13 protein-coding genes, 2 tRNA genes and 4 rRNA genes are annotated in these 15,380 nt (G+C 54.6%); 7 read left to right on the forward strand and 12 right to left on the reverse strand.

Going from position 1 to position 15,380, the window contains the following annotated elements:
* The first annotated feature begins 101 nt into the window (after positions 1–101).
* From SCU88_RS22585 to fis, 5 genes are all read left to right on the forward strand, one after another.
* Positions 102–344: a YhdT family protein gene (locus SCU88_RS22585; RefSeq protein WP_138094355.1), complete on the forward strand. Its 243-nt coding sequence runs from the start codon at positions 102–104 to the stop codon at positions 342–344.
* A complete protein-coding gene (gene panF, locus SCU88_RS22590; RefSeq protein ID WP_175340856.1) occupies positions 334–1,773 on the forward strand; it encodes a sodium/pantothenate symporter in 1,440 nt (479 codons plus the stop codon). Before SCU88_RS22585 ends, panF begins: the two co-directional genes overlap by 11 nt.
* 26 nt (positions 1,774–1,799) lie before the next feature.
* Positions 1,800–2,681 (forward strand): 50S ribosomal protein L11 methyltransferase, encoded by an 882-nt coding sequence (gene prmA, locus SCU88_RS22595; protein ID WP_175340857.1) that lies wholly within the window; start codon positions 1,800–1,802, stop codon positions 2,679–2,681.
* 314 nt (positions 2,682–2,995) lie between these two features.
* The gene (dusB, locus tag SCU88_RS22600) at positions 2,996–3,961 is read left to right on the forward strand and encodes a tRNA dihydrouridine synthase DusB (protein WP_138094363.1); all 966 of its coding nucleotides are present in this window, start codon (positions 2,996–2,998) and stop codon (positions 3,959–3,961) included.
* 26 nt (positions 3,962–3,987) lie between these two features.
* Positions 3,988–4,284 (forward strand): DNA-binding transcriptional regulator Fis, encoded by a 297-nt coding sequence (gene fis, locus SCU88_RS22605; protein WP_000462905.1) that lies wholly within the window; start codon positions 3,988–3,990, stop codon positions 4,282–4,284.
* A gap of 420 nt (positions 4,285–4,704) precedes the next feature.
* On the opposite strand, the gene rrf (SCU88_RS22610) is transcribed toward fis, so the two are convergent.
* The 6 genes from rrf (SCU88_RS22610) to SCU88_RS22635 all read right to left on the reverse strand — a co-directional run bounded on the left by rrf (SCU88_RS22610) (position 4,705) and on the right by SCU88_RS22635 (position 9,956).
* Positions 4,705–4,820, reverse strand: a 5S ribosomal RNA gene (rrf, locus tag SCU88_RS22610).
* Between the two features lie 40 nt (positions 4,821–4,860).
* Positions 4,861–4,936 (reverse strand) — tRNA-Thr (locus SCU88_RS22615).
* A 14-nt stretch (positions 4,937–4,950) separates the two neighbouring features.
* Positions 4,951–5,066 (reverse strand): 5S ribosomal RNA (gene rrf / locus SCU88_RS22620).
* A gap of 100 nt (positions 5,067–5,166) precedes the next feature.
* A 23S ribosomal RNA gene (locus SCU88_RS22625) occupies positions 5,167–8,071 on the reverse strand.
* Positions 8,072–8,255: 184 nt separating this feature from the next.
* Positions 8,256–8,331: transfer RNA gene (locus SCU88_RS22630), tRNA-Glu, on the reverse strand.
* Between the two features lie 83 nt (positions 8,332–8,414).
* Positions 8,415–9,956, reverse strand: a 16S ribosomal RNA gene (locus SCU88_RS22635).
* The 16S, 23S and 5S rRNA genes sit together here with 2 tRNA genes alongside, the layout of an rRNA operon.
* Before the next feature lie 463 nt (positions 9,957–10,419).
* On the opposite strand from SCU88_RS22635, the gene SCU88_RS22640 reads away from it, so the two are divergent.
* Positions 10,420–10,989, forward strand: a complete 570-nt coding sequence (locus tag SCU88_RS22640; protein WP_175339985.1) for a gamma carbonic anhydrase family protein — start codon at positions 10,420–10,422, stop codon at positions 10,987–10,989.
* Here SCU88_RS22640 and SCU88_RS22645 read toward each other — a convergent pair.
* Genes SCU88_RS22645 through dprA form a run of 6 tightly spaced genes read right to left on the reverse strand, consistent with a single transcriptional unit; the run spans position 10,950 to position 14,723 of the window.
* Positions 10,950–11,201, reverse strand: coding sequence for a DUF1488 domain-containing protein (locus SCU88_RS22645; RefSeq protein WP_138094367.1), 252 nt, complete (start codon positions 11,199–11,201; stop codon positions 10,950–10,952). The genes SCU88_RS22640 and SCU88_RS22645 overlap by 40 nt on opposite strands.
* On the reverse strand, positions 11,198–12,016 hold the full coding sequence (gene aroE / locus SCU88_RS22650) for a shikimate dehydrogenase (protein ID WP_175339986.1): 819 nt from the start codon (positions 12,014–12,016) through the stop codon (positions 11,198–11,200). Before aroE ends, SCU88_RS22645 begins: the two co-directional genes overlap by 4 nt.
* Before the next feature lie 4 nt (positions 12,017–12,020).
* Complete coding sequence (gene tsaC, locus SCU88_RS22655) at positions 12,021–12,572, reverse strand: L-threonylcarbamoyladenylate synthase type 1 TsaC (protein ID WP_175340210.1); 552 nt, start codon at positions 12,570–12,572, stop codon at positions 12,021–12,023.
* A gap of 10 nt (positions 12,573–12,582) precedes the next feature.
* Complete coding sequence (locus SCU88_RS22660) at positions 12,583–13,140, reverse strand: topoisomerase DNA-binding C4 zinc finger domain-containing protein (RefSeq protein WP_175339987.1); 558 nt, start codon at positions 13,138–13,140, stop codon at positions 12,583–12,585.
* 22 nt (positions 13,141–13,162) lie between these two features.
* The gene (gene smg / locus SCU88_RS22665; protein WP_138094376.1) at positions 13,163–13,636 is read right to left on the reverse strand and encodes a DUF494 family protein Smg; all 474 of its coding nucleotides are present in this window, start codon (positions 13,634–13,636) and stop codon (positions 13,163–13,165) included.
* Positions 13,608–14,723, reverse strand: a complete 1,116-nt coding sequence (gene dprA, locus SCU88_RS22670) for a DNA-protecting protein DprA (protein WP_175339988.1) — start codon at positions 14,721–14,723, stop codon at positions 13,608–13,610. Before dprA ends, smg begins: the two co-directional genes overlap by 29 nt.
* Before the next feature lie 128 nt (positions 14,724–14,851).
* On the opposite strand from dprA, the gene def reads away from it, so the two are divergent.
* Positions 14,852–15,367: a peptide deformylase gene (gene def, locus SCU88_RS22675; protein ID WP_175339989.1), complete on the forward strand. Its 516-nt coding sequence runs from the start codon at positions 14,852–14,854 to the stop codon at positions 15,365–15,367.
* Positions 15,368–15,380 lie beyond the last annotated feature (13 nt).

A 15,380-nucleotide genomic window follows, 5' to 3' on the forward strand; every position in this document is an offset into this window, starting at 1 on the left:
TCGTCACGCAAGGGCCGGTTTTTACCGGCCCTTCTTTTTTCGCCCCGCCGGGAGGGGATAAGGTACAATCGCCGCTTTATCTGACAACCCGGGGAACAAAGATGGATAACCGTTTTGTTCAGGCTCACAAAGAGGCCCGTTGGGCACTGTGGCTGACCCTGCTCTATCTGGTCGCCTGGACCCTGGCCGCATGGCTACCCGACTCTACGCCCGGCCTGACCGGCCTGCCGCACTGGTTCGAAATGGCCTGCCTGCTGGTACCGCTGATCTTTTTCGCCCTCTGCTGGCTTATGGTACGGGGAATCTTCCGCGATATCCCACTGGAGGATGACCATGCAGACTGAAGTTATCCTGCCGCTGATCGCCTATCTGCTGGTGGTATTCAGCATTTCGCTGTGGGCCATACGCCGCCGCCGACAGGGCAATTTCCTGAATGAGTACTTCCTGGGTGGACGCTCCATGGGCGGCTTCGTGCTGGCTATGACCCTGACGGCCACCTACATTAGCGCCAGTTCCTTTATCGGTGGTCCTGGAGCGGCCTATAAGTACGGTTTGGGCTGGGTATTGCTGTCAATGATTCAACTGCCCGCTATCTGGCTGTCGCTGGGCATACTCGGCAAGAAGTTCGCCATCCTGGCCCGACGCTATAACGCCGTGACCCTCAACGATATGCTCTATGCCCGCTACCAGAGCCGACTGCTGGTCTGGCTGGCCAGCCTGAGCCTGCTGGTCGCCTTTATCGGTGCCATGACGGTACAGTTTATCGGCGGCGCGCGGCTGTTGGAGACGGCAGCGGGGATCCCTTACGAAAGCGGCCTGCTGATTTTTGGGATCAGCATCGCGCTCTATACCGCTTTCGGCGGCTTCCGTGCCAGCGTGCTGAACGACGCCATGCAGGGGCTGGTGATGCTGATTGGCACCCTGCTGCTGCTGGTCGGGATTATTCACGCCGCAGGCGGTCTGCCCGCCGCGGTGAGCAAGCTCCAGCATATCGATCCTCAACTGGTGACGCCGCAGGGGGCAGATAATATTCTGACGCCTTCGTTTCTGGCCTCGTTCTGGGTGCTGGTCTGCTTCGGGGTTATCGGTCTGCCCCATACCGCCGTGCGCTGTATCTCCTACAAAGACAGTAAGGCGGTGCACCGCGGTATGATTATTGGCACCCTGGTGGTGGGTATCCTGATGCTGGGTATGCATCTGGCCGGCGCACTGGGGCGTGCGGTGATCCCCGATCTGGCCATTCCGGATCAGGTGATACCGACGTTGATGGTTGCCGTACTGCCGCCGGTAGCCGCCGGGATCTTTCTGGCCGCGCCTATGGCGGCCATTATGTCGACGATCAACGCTCAGTTGCTTCAGTCATCGGCGACGATCGTCAAGGATCTCTGGCTCAGCATGCGCCCGGAACAGGCCACCAACGAGCGACGACTTAAGCGTATGTCCACTGCGATTACCCTGATCCTCAGCGCCCTGCTGCTGCTGGCCGCCTGGCATCCCCCCCAGATGATCATCTGGCTTAATCTGCTGGCCTTCGGCGGCCTGGAGGCGGTTTTTCTGTGGCCACTGGTGCTCGGACTTTACTGGGAGCGCGCCAACGCCGCAGGAGCCCTTAGCGCTATGATTAGCGGTGGCGTACTTTACGCCCTCCTGGCTACGCTGAAGGTAGAAGTGCTGGGCTTCCATCCCATTGTTCCTTCCCTGCTGGTCAGCCTTCTGTGCTTTCTGGTCGGGAACCGGTTTGGCCGCGCCAGTGTCCCGGCCACCGTTTATTAACCTGCTTATCAAGAAAGAGTTTTGCCATGCCATGGATTCAACTGAAAATTAATACCACCGGCTCATACGCGGAAGAGCTGGGAGACGCCCTGATGGAAAGCGGAGCGGTATCCGTCACCTTTCAGGACACCCACGACACGCCAGTGTTCGAACCGCTGCCAGGCGAAACCCGACTGTGGGGCGATACCGACGTTATCGGTCTGTTCGACGCCGAATGTGATATGAAGGCCGCCGTGGCGCAGCTGGAACAGCATCCTTTGCTGGGCGCGGGCTTCCACCATAAAATCGAACAGCTCGAAGATAAGGACTGGGAACGCGAATGGATGGAGAACTTCCACCCCATGCGCTTTGGCGAGCGCCTGTGGATCTGCCCAAGCTGGCGTGACGTTCCCGATGAAAACGCCGTTAACGTCATGCTCGACCCGGGTCTGGCTTTTGGTACCGGTACTCATCCTACAACGTCTCTGTGTCTGACATGGCTGGATGGCCTGGATCTGACCGGTAAAACCGTGATTGATTTCGGCTGTGGCTCCGGCATTCTCGCCATCGCGGCACTAAAACTGGGCGCCGCGCGCGCTATCGGCATCGATATCGACCCTCAGGCCATTCAGGCCAGCCGCGATAACGCTGAACGTAACGGCGTAGCCGGGCGTCTGGAACTCTACCTGCCTCATCAGCAGCCGGAAGGGCTACAGGCCGACGTCGTGGTCGCTAACATCCTTGCTGGTCCTCTGCGCGAGCTGGCGCCATTGATTAGCGTTCTGCCGGTCCAGGGTGGGCTGCTGGGGCTCTCCGGCGTGCTGGCGAGCCAGGCGGAAGGCGTTTGTGAAGCCTATCGTGAACGCTTCACGCTTGATCCGGTGGCGGAAAAGGAAGAGTGGTGCCGTATTACCGGTACAAGGCGCTGAATCCAGCGGGGATGCGATAGCCGCATCCCCTTCTTCAGAACCCCGGTCAGGCACAGTTTTTCAGCACATAATCTGTGCGTTAACGCTATCTGGCAGGATTATTGCCAGGAAGTTTCTATAAAAATAGCGTAGCGCACAAAAACATCATGCCTTAGTAAGCAACTGATTAGTAAAGATTATTATTTATAACCGTGCGGCGGTGACACGATTCATTGATCTACAACATCTGATTGTTCAAAGTTTGGCCTTTCATCTCGTGCAAAAAATGCGTAATATACGCCGCCTTGCAGGCATATATGGTCATTTCTTAACTCATGCGCATCGGACAATACCAGCTCAGAAATCGACTGATCGCAGCCCCAATGGCCGGGATTACTGACCGACCGTTTCGGACGCTGTGTCACGAGATGGGAGCCGGACTGACCGTTTCAGAGATGATGTCATCGAACCCGGAAGTTTGGGCCAGTGATAAGTCTCGCCTGCGAATGGTGCATGTGGATGAACCGGGAATTCGTACGGTTCAGATTGCCGGTAGCGAACCGGAAGATATGGCCGAGGCCGCGCGGATTAACGTGAAAAACGGCGCCCAGATTATTGATATCAATATGGGGTGCCCGGCCAAGAAAGTGAATCGAAAACTGGCAGGTTCCGCCCTGCTGCAGTACCCGGAACTGGTGAAAAGGATTCTCAGCGCTGTGGTAAATGCAGTAGACGTGCCTGTTACGTTGAAGATCCGCACCGGTTGGGATCCTGAACATCGCAACTGTGCGGAAATAGCCCAACTGGCCGAAAGCTGTGGTATTCAGGCATTGACCATCCATGGTCGTACCCGTGCCTGCCTGTTTAAAGGCGAGGCGGAATACGACAGCATTCGGACGGTTAAACAGTTGGTTTCCATTCCGGTTATCGCGAATGGTGACCTGACTACCCCGCAAAAAGCCAGAGCCGTGCTCGAATATACCGGAGCAGATGCTCTGATGATTGGACGTGCGGCTCAGGGAAGACCCTGGATCTTTCGGGAAATCCAGCATTATCTGGACACGGGTGAGTTGCTGCCCCCGCTGCCACTGGCAGAGGTTAAGCGCTTACTTTGCGCGCACGTTAGGGAACTTCATGCCTTCTATGGTGAGGTAAAGGGGTACCGAATTGCGCGTAAGCACGTCTCATGGTATCTCCAGGAGCACGCGCCCAGTGACCAGTTTCGGCGCACATTCAACGCCATTGAGGATGCCAGCGAACAGCTGGAGGCGTTGGAGGCATACTTCGAAAATTTTGCGTAACCAGAAATAAAAGAGCTGACAGAACTATGTTCGAACAACGCGTAAATTCTGACGTACTGACCGTTTCAACCGTTAACTCTCAGGACCAGGTGACTCAAAAGCCCCTGCGTGACTCGGTAAAACAGGCACTGAAGAACTATTTTGCTCAACTGAATGGTCAGGACGTTAATGACCTGTATGAGCTGGTACTGGCTGAAGTAGAGCAGCCCCTGTTGGACATGGTGATGCAATACACCCGCGGTAACCAGACCCGCGCAGCCCTGATGATGGGTATCAACCGCGGCACGCTGCGTAAGAAACTGAAAAAATACGGCATGAACTGATTATCCGTTACATGTTGATAAAAGGCGCTGACCGGCATGGGGAAGCGCCTTTTTTATTGCCTGAATCCCTCTCTCCCCGGTCCCCAAAGCCAACGGCTCCATCCCCTTTACCTGATGCTCGTTAAAGCGCTACAGAAGGCTCCAGGACATCACATATCCAGCTTTCCCTGGGATCCTGCTGCCCCGCAGGAAAGCACAAGCAGCCTGACGCATTACCTCTGCAGTTCCGTCTGAGCGTGACCCAATGTGCTACGTTAAGGTCTTTATATCATTGTCCTGTCACCGTCACACCGGGTATGAGGGAGCTCAATGACAGAGCGGGAATATGATAAGAGGTTTTACGGTAGATGACGTGGAAGAATTTCAACGTCAGTAACGAAAAAGGCCCGGTCAAATGACCGGGCCTTTCTCTTAATTGATGTCTGGCAGTTCCCTACTCTCGCATGGGGAGACCCCACACTACCATCGGCGCTACGGCGTTTCACTTCTGAGTTCGGCATGGGGTCAGGTGGGACCACCGCGCTATCGCCGCCAGACAAATTCTTTTCTTAAGCGCCGAACTTTAACCGAATAAAGTGGTGCTGATACCCAGAGTCGAACTGGGGACCTCACCCTTACCAAGGGTGCGCTCTACCAACTGAGCCATATCAGCACACTAAATTTGATGCCTGGCAGTTCCCTACTCTCGCATGGGGAGACCCCACACTACCATCGGCGCTACGGCGTTTCACTTCTGAGTTCGGCATGGGGTCAGGTGGGACCACCGCGCTGTCGCCGCCAGGCAAATTCTGTTCCGCTTACCGCCATACAGGCCATAAGCGTTTATCCGTCACAAGCTGAATATCGTTCGTTCTCTCATCACCAAAACATCTTTGGCGTTGTAAGGTTAAGCCTCTCGGGTCATTAGTACCGGTTAGCTCAACGCATCGCTGCGCTTACACACCCGGCCTATCAACGTCGTCGTCTTCAACGTCCCTTCAGGAGACTCAGGGTCTCAGGGAAGACTCATCTCGGGGCAAGTTTCGTGCTTAGATGCTTTCAGCACTTATCTTTTCCGCACTTAGCTACCGGGCAATGCAATTGGCATCACAACCCGAACACCAGTGGTGCGTCCACTCCGGTCCTCTCGTACTAGGAGCAGCCCCCCTCAGTCTTCCAGCGCCCACGGCAGATAGGGACCGAACTGTCTCACGACGTTCTAAACCCAGCTCGCGTACCACTTTAAATGGCGAACAGCCATACCCTTGGGACCTACTTCAGCCCCAGGATGTGATGAGCCGACATCGAGGTGCCAAACACCGCCGTCGATATGAACTCTTGGGCGGTATCAGCCTGTTATCCCCGGAGTACCTTTTATCCGTTGAGCGATGGCCCTTCCATTCAGAACCACCGGATCACTATGACCTGCTTTCGCACCTGCTCGCGCCGTCACGCTCGCAGTCAAGCTGGCTTATGCCATTGCACTAACCTCCTGATGTCCGACCAGGATTAGCCAACCTTCGTGCTCCTCCGTTACTCTTTGGGAGGAGACCGCCCCAGTCAAACTACCCACCAGACACTGTCCCCACGCCAGATAATGGCGCCAGGTTAGAACATCAAACATTAAAGGGTGGTATTTCAAGGTTGGCTCCACGCAGACTTGCGTCCACGCTTCAAAGCCTCCCACCTATCCTACACATCAAGGCTCAATGTTCAGTGTCAAGCTATAGTAAAGGTTCACGGGGTCTTTCCGTCTTGCCGCGGGTACACTGCATCTTCACAGCGAGTTCAATTTCACTGAGTCCCGGGTGGAGACAGCCTGGCCATCATTACGCCATTCGTGCAGGTCGGAACTTACCCGACAAGGAATTTCGCTACCTTAGGACCGTTATAGTTACGGCCGCCGTTTACCGGGGCTTCGATCAGGAGCTTCTGGTTACCCATAACCCCATCAATTAACCTTCCGGCACCGGGCAGGCGTCACACCCTATACGTCCACTTTCGTGTTTGCAGAGTGCTGTGTTTTTAATAAACAGTTGCAGCCAGCTGGTATCTTCGACTGACTTCAGCTCCACCCGCAGGGGCTTCACCTACATGTCAGCGTGCCTTCTCCCGAAGTTACGGCACCATTTTGCCTAGTTCCTTCACCCGGGTTCTCTCAAGCGCCTTGGTATTCTCTACCTGACCACCTGTGTCGGTTTCGGGTACGATTCGTTGTTACCTGAAGCTTAGAGGCTTTTCCTGGAAGCAGGGCATTTGTCACTTCAGCACCGTGGTGCCTCGTCATCACGCCTCAGCCTTAACTCTCCGGATTTGCCTGGAAAGTCAGCCTACACGCTTAAACCGGGACGACCGTCGCCCGGATGACATAGCCTTCTCCGTTCCCCCATCGCAGTAACACCGAGTACGGGAATATTAACCCGTTTCCCATCGACTACGCCTTTCGGCCTCGCCTTAGGGGTCGACTCACCCTGCCCCGATTAACGTTGGACAGGAACCCTTGGTCTTCCGGCGAGCGGGCTTTTCACCCGCTTTATCGTTACTCATGTCAGCATTCGCACTTCTGATACCTCCAGCATACCTCACAGTACACCTTCGCAGGCTTACAGAACGCTCCCCTACCCAACAACACTTAAGTGTCGCTGCCGCAGCTTCGGTGCATGGTTTAGCCCCGTTACATCTTCCGCGCAGGCCGACTCGACCAGTGAGCTATTACGCTTTCTTTAAATGATGGCTGCTTCTAAGCCAACATCCTGGCTGTCTGGGCCTTCCCACATCGTTTCCCACTTAACCATGACTTTGGGACCTTAGCTGGCGGTCTGGGTTGTTTCCCTCTTCACGACGGACGTTAGCACCCGCCGTGTGTCTCCCGTGATAACATTCTCCGGTATTCGTAGTTTGCATCGGGTTGGTAAGCCGGGATGGCCCCCTAGCCGAAACAGTGCTCTACCCCCGGAGATGAATTCACGAGGCGCTACCTAAATAGCTTTCGGGGAGAACCAGCTATCTCCCGGTTTGATTGGCCTTTCACCCCCAGCCACAGGTCATCCGCTAATTTTTCAACATTAGTCGGTTCGGTCCTCCAGTTAGTGTTACCCAACCTTCAACCTGCCCATGGCTAGATCACCGGGTTTCGGGTCTATACCCTGCAACTTAACGCCCGGTTAAGACTCGGTTTCCCTTCGGCTCCCCTATTCGGTTAACCTTGCTACAGAATATAAGTCGCTGACCCATTATACAAAAGGTACGCAGTCACACCCCAAAGGGTGCTCCCACTGCTTGTACGTACACGGTTTCAGGTTCTGTTTCACTCCCCTCGCCGGGGTTCTTTTCGCCTTTCCCTCACGGTACTGGTTCACTATCGGTCAGTCAGGAGTATTTAGCCTTGGAGGATGGTCCCCCCATATTCAGACAGGATAACACGTGTCCCGCCCTACTCATCGAGCTCACAGCATGTGCATTTTCGTGTACGGGGCTGTCACCCTGTATCGCCGGACTTTCCAGACCGTTCCACTAATACACACGCTGATTCAGACTCTGGGCTCTTCCCCGTTCGCTCGCCGCTACTCAGGGAATCTCGGTTGATTTCTTTTCCTCGGGGTACTTAGATGTTTCAGTTCTCCCGGTTCGCCTCATTAACCTATGGATTCAGTTAATGATAGTGTGACGGATCACACTGGGTTTCCCCATTCGGACATCGTCGGTTATAACGCCTCATATCAGCTTACCGACGCTTTTCGCAGATTAGCACGTCCTTCATCGCCTCTGACTGCCAGGGCATCCACCGTGTACGCTTATTCGCTTAACCTCACAACCCGAAGATGTCTTCGTGTTGTAAGCTTGAGAGACCCATTAAACGGTTAACCCGTTTATGGATTATCAATTTTCAGCTTGTTCCGGATTGTTAAAGAGCAAATATCTCAAACGTGACTCACTGAGCCAGTTTTGAGATATATTAAGGTTGGCGACTTTCACTCACACTAACCAGCAAGTGGCGTCCCCTAGGGGATTCGAACCCCTGTTACCGCCGTGAAAGGGCGGTGTCCTGGGCCTCTAGACGAAGGGGACACTAAAGTCGGCTTCGCAGACGCCTTGCTTCTTTACTTTCATCAGACAATCTGTGTGGACACTGCGAAACCTGTATCCAAAGGTAAGGAGGTGATCCAACCGCAGGTTCCCCTACGGTTACCTTGTTACGACTTCACCCCAGTCATGAATCACAAAGTGGTAAGCGCCCTCCCGAAGGTTAAGCTACCTACTTCTTTTGCAACCCACTCCCATGGTGTGACGGGCGGTGTGTACAAGGCCCGGGAACGTATTCACCGTGACATTCTGATTCACGATTACTAGCGATTCCGACTTCATGGAGTCGAGTTGCAGACTCCAATCCGGACTACGACGCACTTTATGAGGTCCGCTTGCTCTCGCGAGGTCGCTTCTCTTTGTATGCGCCATTGTAGCACGTGTGTAGCCCTGGTCGTAAGGGCCATGATGACTTGACGTCATCCCCACCTTCCTCCGGTTTATCACCGGCAGTCTCCTTTGAGTTCCCGACCGAATCGCTGGCAACAAAGGATAAGGGTTGCGCTCGTTGCGGGACTTAACCCAACATTTCACAACACGAGCTGACGACAGCCATGCAGCACCTGTCTCACAGTTCCCGAAGGCACAAATCCATCTCTGGATTCTTCTGTGGATGTCAAGACCAGGTAAGGTTCTTCGCGTTGCATCGAATTAAACCACATGCTCCACCGCTTGTGCGGGCCCCCGTCAATTCATTTGAGTTTTAACCTTGCGGCCGTACTCCCCAGGCGGTCGACTTAACGCGTTAGCTCCGGAAGCCACGAGTCAAGCTCACAGCCTCCAAGTCGACATCGTTTACGGCGTGGACTACCAGGGTATCTAATCCTGTTTGCTCCCCACGCTTTCGCACCTGAGCGTCAGTCTTCGTCCAGGAGGCCGCCTTCGCCACCGGTATTCCTCCAGATCTCTACGCATTTCACCGCTACACCTGGAATTCTACCTCCCTCTACGAGACTCCAGCTGGCCAGTTTCAAATGCAGTTCCCGGGTTGAGCCCGGGGATTTCACATCTGACTTAACCAACCGCCTGCGTGCGCTTTACGCCCAGTAATTCCGATTAACGCTTGCACCCTCCGTATTACCGCGGCTGCTGGCACGGAGTTAGCCGGTGCTTCTTCTGTCAGTAACGTCAATGTGTGAACGTATTAAGCTCACACCCTTCCTCCTGACTGAAAGTACTTTACAACCCGAAGGCCTTCTTCATACACGCGGCATGGCTGCATCAGGCTTGCGCCCATTGTGCAATATTCCCCACTGCTGCCTCCCGTAGGAGTCTGGACCGTGTCTCAGTTCCAGTGTGGCTGGTCATCCTCTCAGACCAGCTAGGGATCGTCGCCCAGGTAGGCCATTACCCTACCTGCTAGCTAATCCCATCTGGGTTCATCTGATGGCGTGAGGCCCGAAGGTCCCCCACTTTGCTCTTTCGAGATTATGCGGTATTAGCCACCGTTTCCAGTGGTTATCCCCCTCCATCAGGCAGATCCCCAGACATTACTCACCCGTCCGCCGCTCGCCGGCAAGGAAGCAAGCTTCCTTCCGCTGCCGCTCGACTTGCATGTGTTAGGCCTGCCGCCAGCGTTCAATCTGAGCCATGATCAAACTCTTCAATTAAAGTTTGATGCTCAAAGAATTAAACTTCGTAATGAATTACGTGTTCACTCTTGAGACTTGATATTCATTTAGCGTCTTTCGACGTTCAGGATATCAGTGCTTTCGAGTGCCCACACAGATTGTCTGATAAATTGTTAAAGAGCAGTTGCGACAAGGCGTTAAGCTCACTGTCGCGAGGTGGCGTATATTACGCTTTCCTCTTTCAGAGTCAACCCTGATTTTCAGGATTTTCTCTTTCTGACCGGTGCGCTGTAAGGCGTTGTTCCGTGTCAGTGGTGGCGCATTATAGGGATCCCATTTTTTAGCACAAGCCTTTTTTCGATCTTTTCTTTCAACTGATGTTTTTTCAGCCTTTCCGTAGAGATCCTGAACGATCTGCCGCAGATTTGTCACTTTTCATCCTTGCGGTGCACCAGAAATGCGCCCAAAGTCTTGATGAAGTTTGTTTAACAAAGAGGTAGCTATGGCTGAGGTTCTCCGCCCTTATAAGGATCTTATTCCCCGGATTGGTCAGCGTGTCATGCTGGACGCATCCAGCGTGGTGATCGGCGATGTCCGGCTGGCCGATGATGTCAGCATCTGGCCACTGGTCGCAATCCGCGGTGACGTCAACACTGTTTCAATAGGCGCGCGTACCAATATTCAGGATGGCAGTGTATTGCATGTGACTCATAAATCTTCCAGGAATCCCGAAGGCAATCCATTAGTCGTAGGAGAAGATGTTACCGTCGGACATAAAGTGATGCTGCATGGCTGCATCATAGGTAACCGGGTTCTGGTGGGAATGGGATCAATTCTACTGGATGGCGCCACCATTGAAGATGATGTCATGATCGGCGCTGGCAGCCTGGTACCGCAGAACAAGCGACTGGAGAGTGGTTATCTCTATCTGGGAAGTCCGGTAAAGCAGATCCGTCCGTTGAAGCAGGAAGAGCTTGAGGGGCTGAAGTATTCCGCCAACAACTACGTCAAATGGAAAGATGATTATCTGGCTCAGGAGAGCCAGAGCCACCCGGACTCATCCTCTTCCTGATCCTGTATGCGCTGTTCCGCCTCCTCTTCAAGATCCCAACGCCGGGTCCGGAACAGCGCAAGTGGCTCATCCACATTTCCATAGCGTGCCGCCAGCGTTGCGCCGCGAATGGCGCAGGTGAGTTGCATCCCCCCCACCAGCGCAGGGAAACAGACGGCCTGACGCGCTTCATCCCAGGTTTCACGATCCGGAAACTGGATAGACTGGTTCATTGCGCTAATTCCAGTTTCAGTGCTGCGATAACCGGCTCTATCTCTGGCAATTTACCATGCCATAACAGGAAAGCATGCGCCGCCTGGCCCACCAGCATGCCCAGACCGTCGGCATACTGCTGTACACCGCCATCCACGCACCAGTGCAGGAAAGGCGTTAATCCCTGCTGGTAAAACATATCGTAGCCGCGAACGTGATGGCTCAGTATTGATGTCGGCAGTGCCGGTACCTCACCGCTTAAGCCGCTGGAAGTGGCGTTGATAATGAGATCGAACTCATGGCCTTCAAGTGCAGACATCTCCAGCGCGCTAACGCTACCAGTATGACTGAAAAGCCGGGCCAGCTCCTGGGCTCGGACAAAGGTTCGGTTAACGATCGTGACCGGGCAGCCCAGCGACAGCAGCGGCAGAAGCGCGCCTCGCGCCGCACCTCCGGCCCCCACCAGCAGGATTCGGTCGCCCGGGCGGATCAGTTGCAGACGTTCCAGATCGCTGAGCAGCCCCACACCGTCAGTGTTATCCCCCAACAGTCGCCCATCGTCCAGACGCTTAAACGTATTGACGGCACCGGCCAGCGAAGCGCGCTCGGTCAGTTCATCGGAGCGAGCAAATGCCTGCTCTTTAAAGGGTACAGTGACGTTAGCCCCGCGACCGCCAGTCATAAAAAAGCGCTCCAGCGTCGACACAAAGTCGTCCATCGGGGCCAGTACCCGACCATAGGGATGCGTGATGCTCAGCTGTTCGGCAAACTGGCGCTGAATAAATGGCGATTTGCTGTGTGCAATCGGATTACCGAAGACGGCATAGGTTTCCATGCTATTACCCCTGACGAATGAGTTCGCCGGTTAAGGCATCACGAATTTCAGAAGGGTTCAGACGGCCACCGGTTTCCCCTGCCAGTACGGGGAAGTCCACCCCGAACTGCGCGATAACCTCCTGCGCGTTACGGCACGGCGGCTGCCCGCTCAGATTCGCACTGGTTGAAACCAGTGGCTTACCGTATGTCTGACACAGTTTCACCACCAGCGGGTGATCGGTAACCCGTACCGCCAGCGAGTCGAAACGGCCCGTCAGCCAGCGCGGTGTCGTGGGTTTTGCCGGGAAAACGAAAGTCACCGGTCCCGGCCAGCGGGAAAATACAGACTCACGCTGCGATGCATCAAGCCGACTGTCATCGATATACGGCATAAGCTGCTGATAGTTTGCCGCTATCAGAATCAGCCCTTTCTCTACCGGACGCTGTTTCAGGGTCAGCAGGCGGTTAACCGCTTCTTCACTATCGGGATCGCAGCCAACGCCAAACACGGCTTCCGTCGGGTAGGCGATGACCTGCTGTTGATTAAGGAGAGCGATAATCTCCTCAGGGGTCATTTCAAGGGGGTTATTCTTCACAGGTTGATTGGGCCGGAACCGGCTTTCCACATTGTTTGCTCGCACAATAGCGTTTGACGCCATGCGCGGTCTTCTTCTCGATAAGCAGCGGGTAGTGACATTCAGGGCACTCCCCCACTACCGGTTTAAAATTGATGGCGAACTGGCAGGCTGGATAACGATCGCAGGAATGAAAGGTTTTGCCATAGCGAGAACGCCGCTGCACCAGATGTCCCTCACCGCACTGAGGACAGGGAATCGCAGTGTCATCGGGTTTATCGATAAGCTCAGTATGGCCACAGGCAGGATAGCTGGCGCAGCCAATAAACATCCCGAAACGCCCCTGGCGCAAAACCAGCTCGCTACCGCAGGCCGGGCACTGCTGCCCCTCCAGTACCTTAATGACATGTCCGTCCGTCTGATTCTTCAGCGGTCGGATATAGTCACAGTCCGGATAGTGGGAACAGCCAAGAAACGGACCATGTTTCCCGGAGCGTATAACTAACTCTGCCCCGCAGCGGGGGCAGAGTTCCTGATGACTAACATCAAATAATGCCGGTTTGGCCATATGAACTTATCAGACCGCCGCGTTAGTGCAGCTGGCCTTCGCTGGTTTCAAACAGTAACTCTTCCATTTGCTGATAGGCGTTTTCACACCCCGGGAGGTTAAACAGCACCATCAGCACCACCCATTTAAGATCTTCGAGATCGAACTCGTCGGCATCCAGCGCCATAATGCGCTCAATCACCATTTCACGCGTTTCGAGGTTCAGCACCTGAATCTGCTCAAGAAACAGCAGGAAACCCCGGCAGTCGGCATCTAAGCGACGGCTCTCATCCTCAGTGTAGATACGCATGGAGAGCGGATCGGCAGCCAGTTGCATCGGCTCTGCCAGTCCGTCCTGATAGTCGGCCAGTTTTTCAAGCCACATCAGGGCGTTATAAATATCTTCCCGCTCAAAACCGACATCCGTCAGATCACGGGTCAGTTTGTCCTGATCCACGCGCGCTTCCGGCTCAGTATGGATATAGGTTTCAAACAAATACATTAGTACGTCGAACATGGCCTGCCCTCCTCAATCGGACATAGCCGCCGGGTACAGCTGCGATCCATCCTGCTAACTCCAGTTCAAGTAATTGAGCCACTGTCACTGGCACAGGTTGGCCGGCACGTTCAGCGACGACGTCAACAGGTGTAACCTCATCTCCTACGTTAGCCAGGAGGTGGGCAAATGGCAATGGGGGGACTTCGCGATCTGTGGGATTATTGCCCGCATTCGTTAAAGAAGGGAGCCAGCATAGCTCATTTTGTAAATGATCGATAATATCCTGAGGCTCGGTGACCGCCACCGCGCCCTGCTTGATCAGCCAGTGGGTTCCTTCGCTACCGGGGCTACCGATAGCACCGGGCAGTGCGAACAGCTCTCTTCCCTGCTCCAGTGCGTAACGCGCCGTCGTTAAAGATCCGCTACGCAACGATGCCTCAACCACCAGCACGCCGCGGCTAAGCCCGCTGATAATTCGGTTACGCCGTGGAAAATGATAAGGCAGCGCAGGTGCATCCAGCGGGAACTCCGAAATAATCGCACCGCCCTGTTCGATAATCTGCTCCGCCAGGTGCCTGTGGCGGCGCGGATAGAATGTCCCCAGCCCGTTACCCAGTACCGCCAGCGTTTTGCCTTTCACCGCAAGCGTAGCCCGATGGGCAACGGCATCAATACCTAATGCCAGTCCACTCACAATAGAGAAACCAGCCGCCGCCAGCGCACGGGCGAAGTGCTCTCCCCAGCGAGCGCCATACCAGGAGTGGTTGCGGCTGCCAACGATTGCCAGCTGTTCACTTCGCAGCAGCGCCGTGTTGCCTGTGACCATCAAAGCGCCAGGGAACCAGTCAATCGCCCGTAACTGTACCGGATATTCCGGCGCCAGCGCCGTCACCAGATGATTTTCCGGCTGGGCAAGCCAGCAATGAGCCCGCTCCAGTATAACAGACGTCACGCCATCGAACTGCACGCGCTGTAACGGCGTCAGCCCATGCCGCCACCCGTCCCCTCGGGGCGATGCAATAAACCGGGTTGCCACCGCCACCATCTTTTCTCCGCTTAAATTTTGTACTGCCATTAAGCGCAACCAGAACTCCGTCTCATCCATGTCCGCCCCCCTGACACAGGCCGCCAGACAATCCCTGTGATTGGTGACTGATGCTGTCAATCAGGGGGCGATTTGTCTAGAATAAAGGACATAATCCTTTCAATCATTGAATACAGATCCGGATAGTTATGTCAGTTTTGCAGGTATTACATGTTCCCGACGAGCGTCTGCGCAAAGTTGCCGAGCCCGTTAAAGAAGTGAATGCGGAAATTCAGCGTATCGTCGATGATATGTTCGATACGATGTACGCCGAAGAAGGCATTGGCCTGGCCGCAACCCAGGTCAACATTCACCAGCGTATTATCGTTATCGACGTTTCAGAAAATCGCGACGAACGCCTGGTGCTGATTAACCCTGAGCTACTGGAAAAAAACGGCGAAACCGGGATCGAAGAAGGCTGTCTTTCCATCCCTGAGCAGCGTGCCCTGGTGCCGCGTGCCGAGCAGGTAAAGATTCGCGCGCTCGACCGCGACGGCAAGGAATACGAACTGGAAGCCGATGGCCTGCTGGCGATCTGCATTCAGCACGAGATGGATCATCTGATGGGTAAACTGTTCATTGATTATCTGTCAAAGATGAAACGCGATCGCATCGTGCAGAAAGTCGAGAAACTGGATCGCATGAAAGCCCGCGCCGCCAGCTAAGCAGACAGGAAAT

Origin of the sequence: Jejuibacter sp. L23, assembly GCF_050815825.1 — a bacterium.
In the GTDB taxonomy this organism is placed as follows: domain Bacteria; phylum Pseudomonadota; class Gammaproteobacteria; order Enterobacterales; family Enterobacteriaceae; genus Jejubacter; species Jejubacter calystegiae.

Excerpts from the sequence above, each read along its gene's own strand:
- SCU88_RS22585 (WP_138094355.1), top strand. The coding sequence starts at position 102 with ATGGATAACCGTTTTGTTCAGGCTCACAAAGAGGCCCGTTGGGCACTG.
- panF (WP_175340856.1), top strand. The coding sequence starts at position 334 with ATGCAGACTGAAGTTATCCTGCCGCTGATCGCCTATCTGCTGGTGGTA.
- prmA (WP_175340857.1), top strand. The coding sequence starts at position 1,800 with ATGCCATGGATTCAACTGAAAATTAATACCACCGGCTCATACGCGGAA.
- dusB (WP_138094363.1), top strand. The coding sequence starts at position 2,996 with ATGCGCATCGGACAATACCAGCTCAGAAATCGACTGATCGCAGCCCCA.
- fis (WP_000462905.1), top strand. The coding sequence starts at position 3,988 with ATGTTCGAACAACGCGTAAATTCTGACGTACTGACCGTTTCAACCGTT.
- SCU88_RS22640 (WP_175339985.1), top strand. The coding sequence starts at position 10,420 with ATGGCTGAGGTTCTCCGCCCTTATAAGGATCTTATTCCCCGGATTGGT.
- SCU88_RS22645 (WP_138094367.1), bottom strand. The coding sequence starts at position 11,201 with ATGAACCAGTCTATCCAGTTTCCGGATCGTGAAACCTGGGATGAAGCG.
- aroE (WP_175339986.1), bottom strand. The coding sequence starts at position 12,016 with ATGGAAACCTATGCCGTCTTCGGTAATCCGATTGCACACAGCAAATCG.
- tsaC (WP_175340210.1), bottom strand. The coding sequence starts at position 12,572 with ATGACCCCTGAGGAGATTATCGCTCTCCTTAATCAACAGCAGGTCATC.
- SCU88_RS22660 (WP_175339987.1), bottom strand. The coding sequence starts at position 13,140 with ATGGCCAAACCGGCATTATTTGATGTTAGTCATCAGGAACTCTGCCCC.
- smg (WP_138094376.1), bottom strand. The coding sequence starts at position 13,636 with ATGTTCGACGTACTAATGTATTTGTTTGAAACCTATATCCATACTGAG.
- dprA (WP_175339988.1), bottom strand. The coding sequence starts at position 14,723 with ATGGATGAGACGGAGTTCTGGTTGCGCTTAATGGCAGTACAAAATTTA.
- def (WP_175339989.1), top strand. The coding sequence starts at position 14,852 with ATGTCAGTTTTGCAGGTATTACATGTTCCCGACGAGCGTCTGCGCAAA.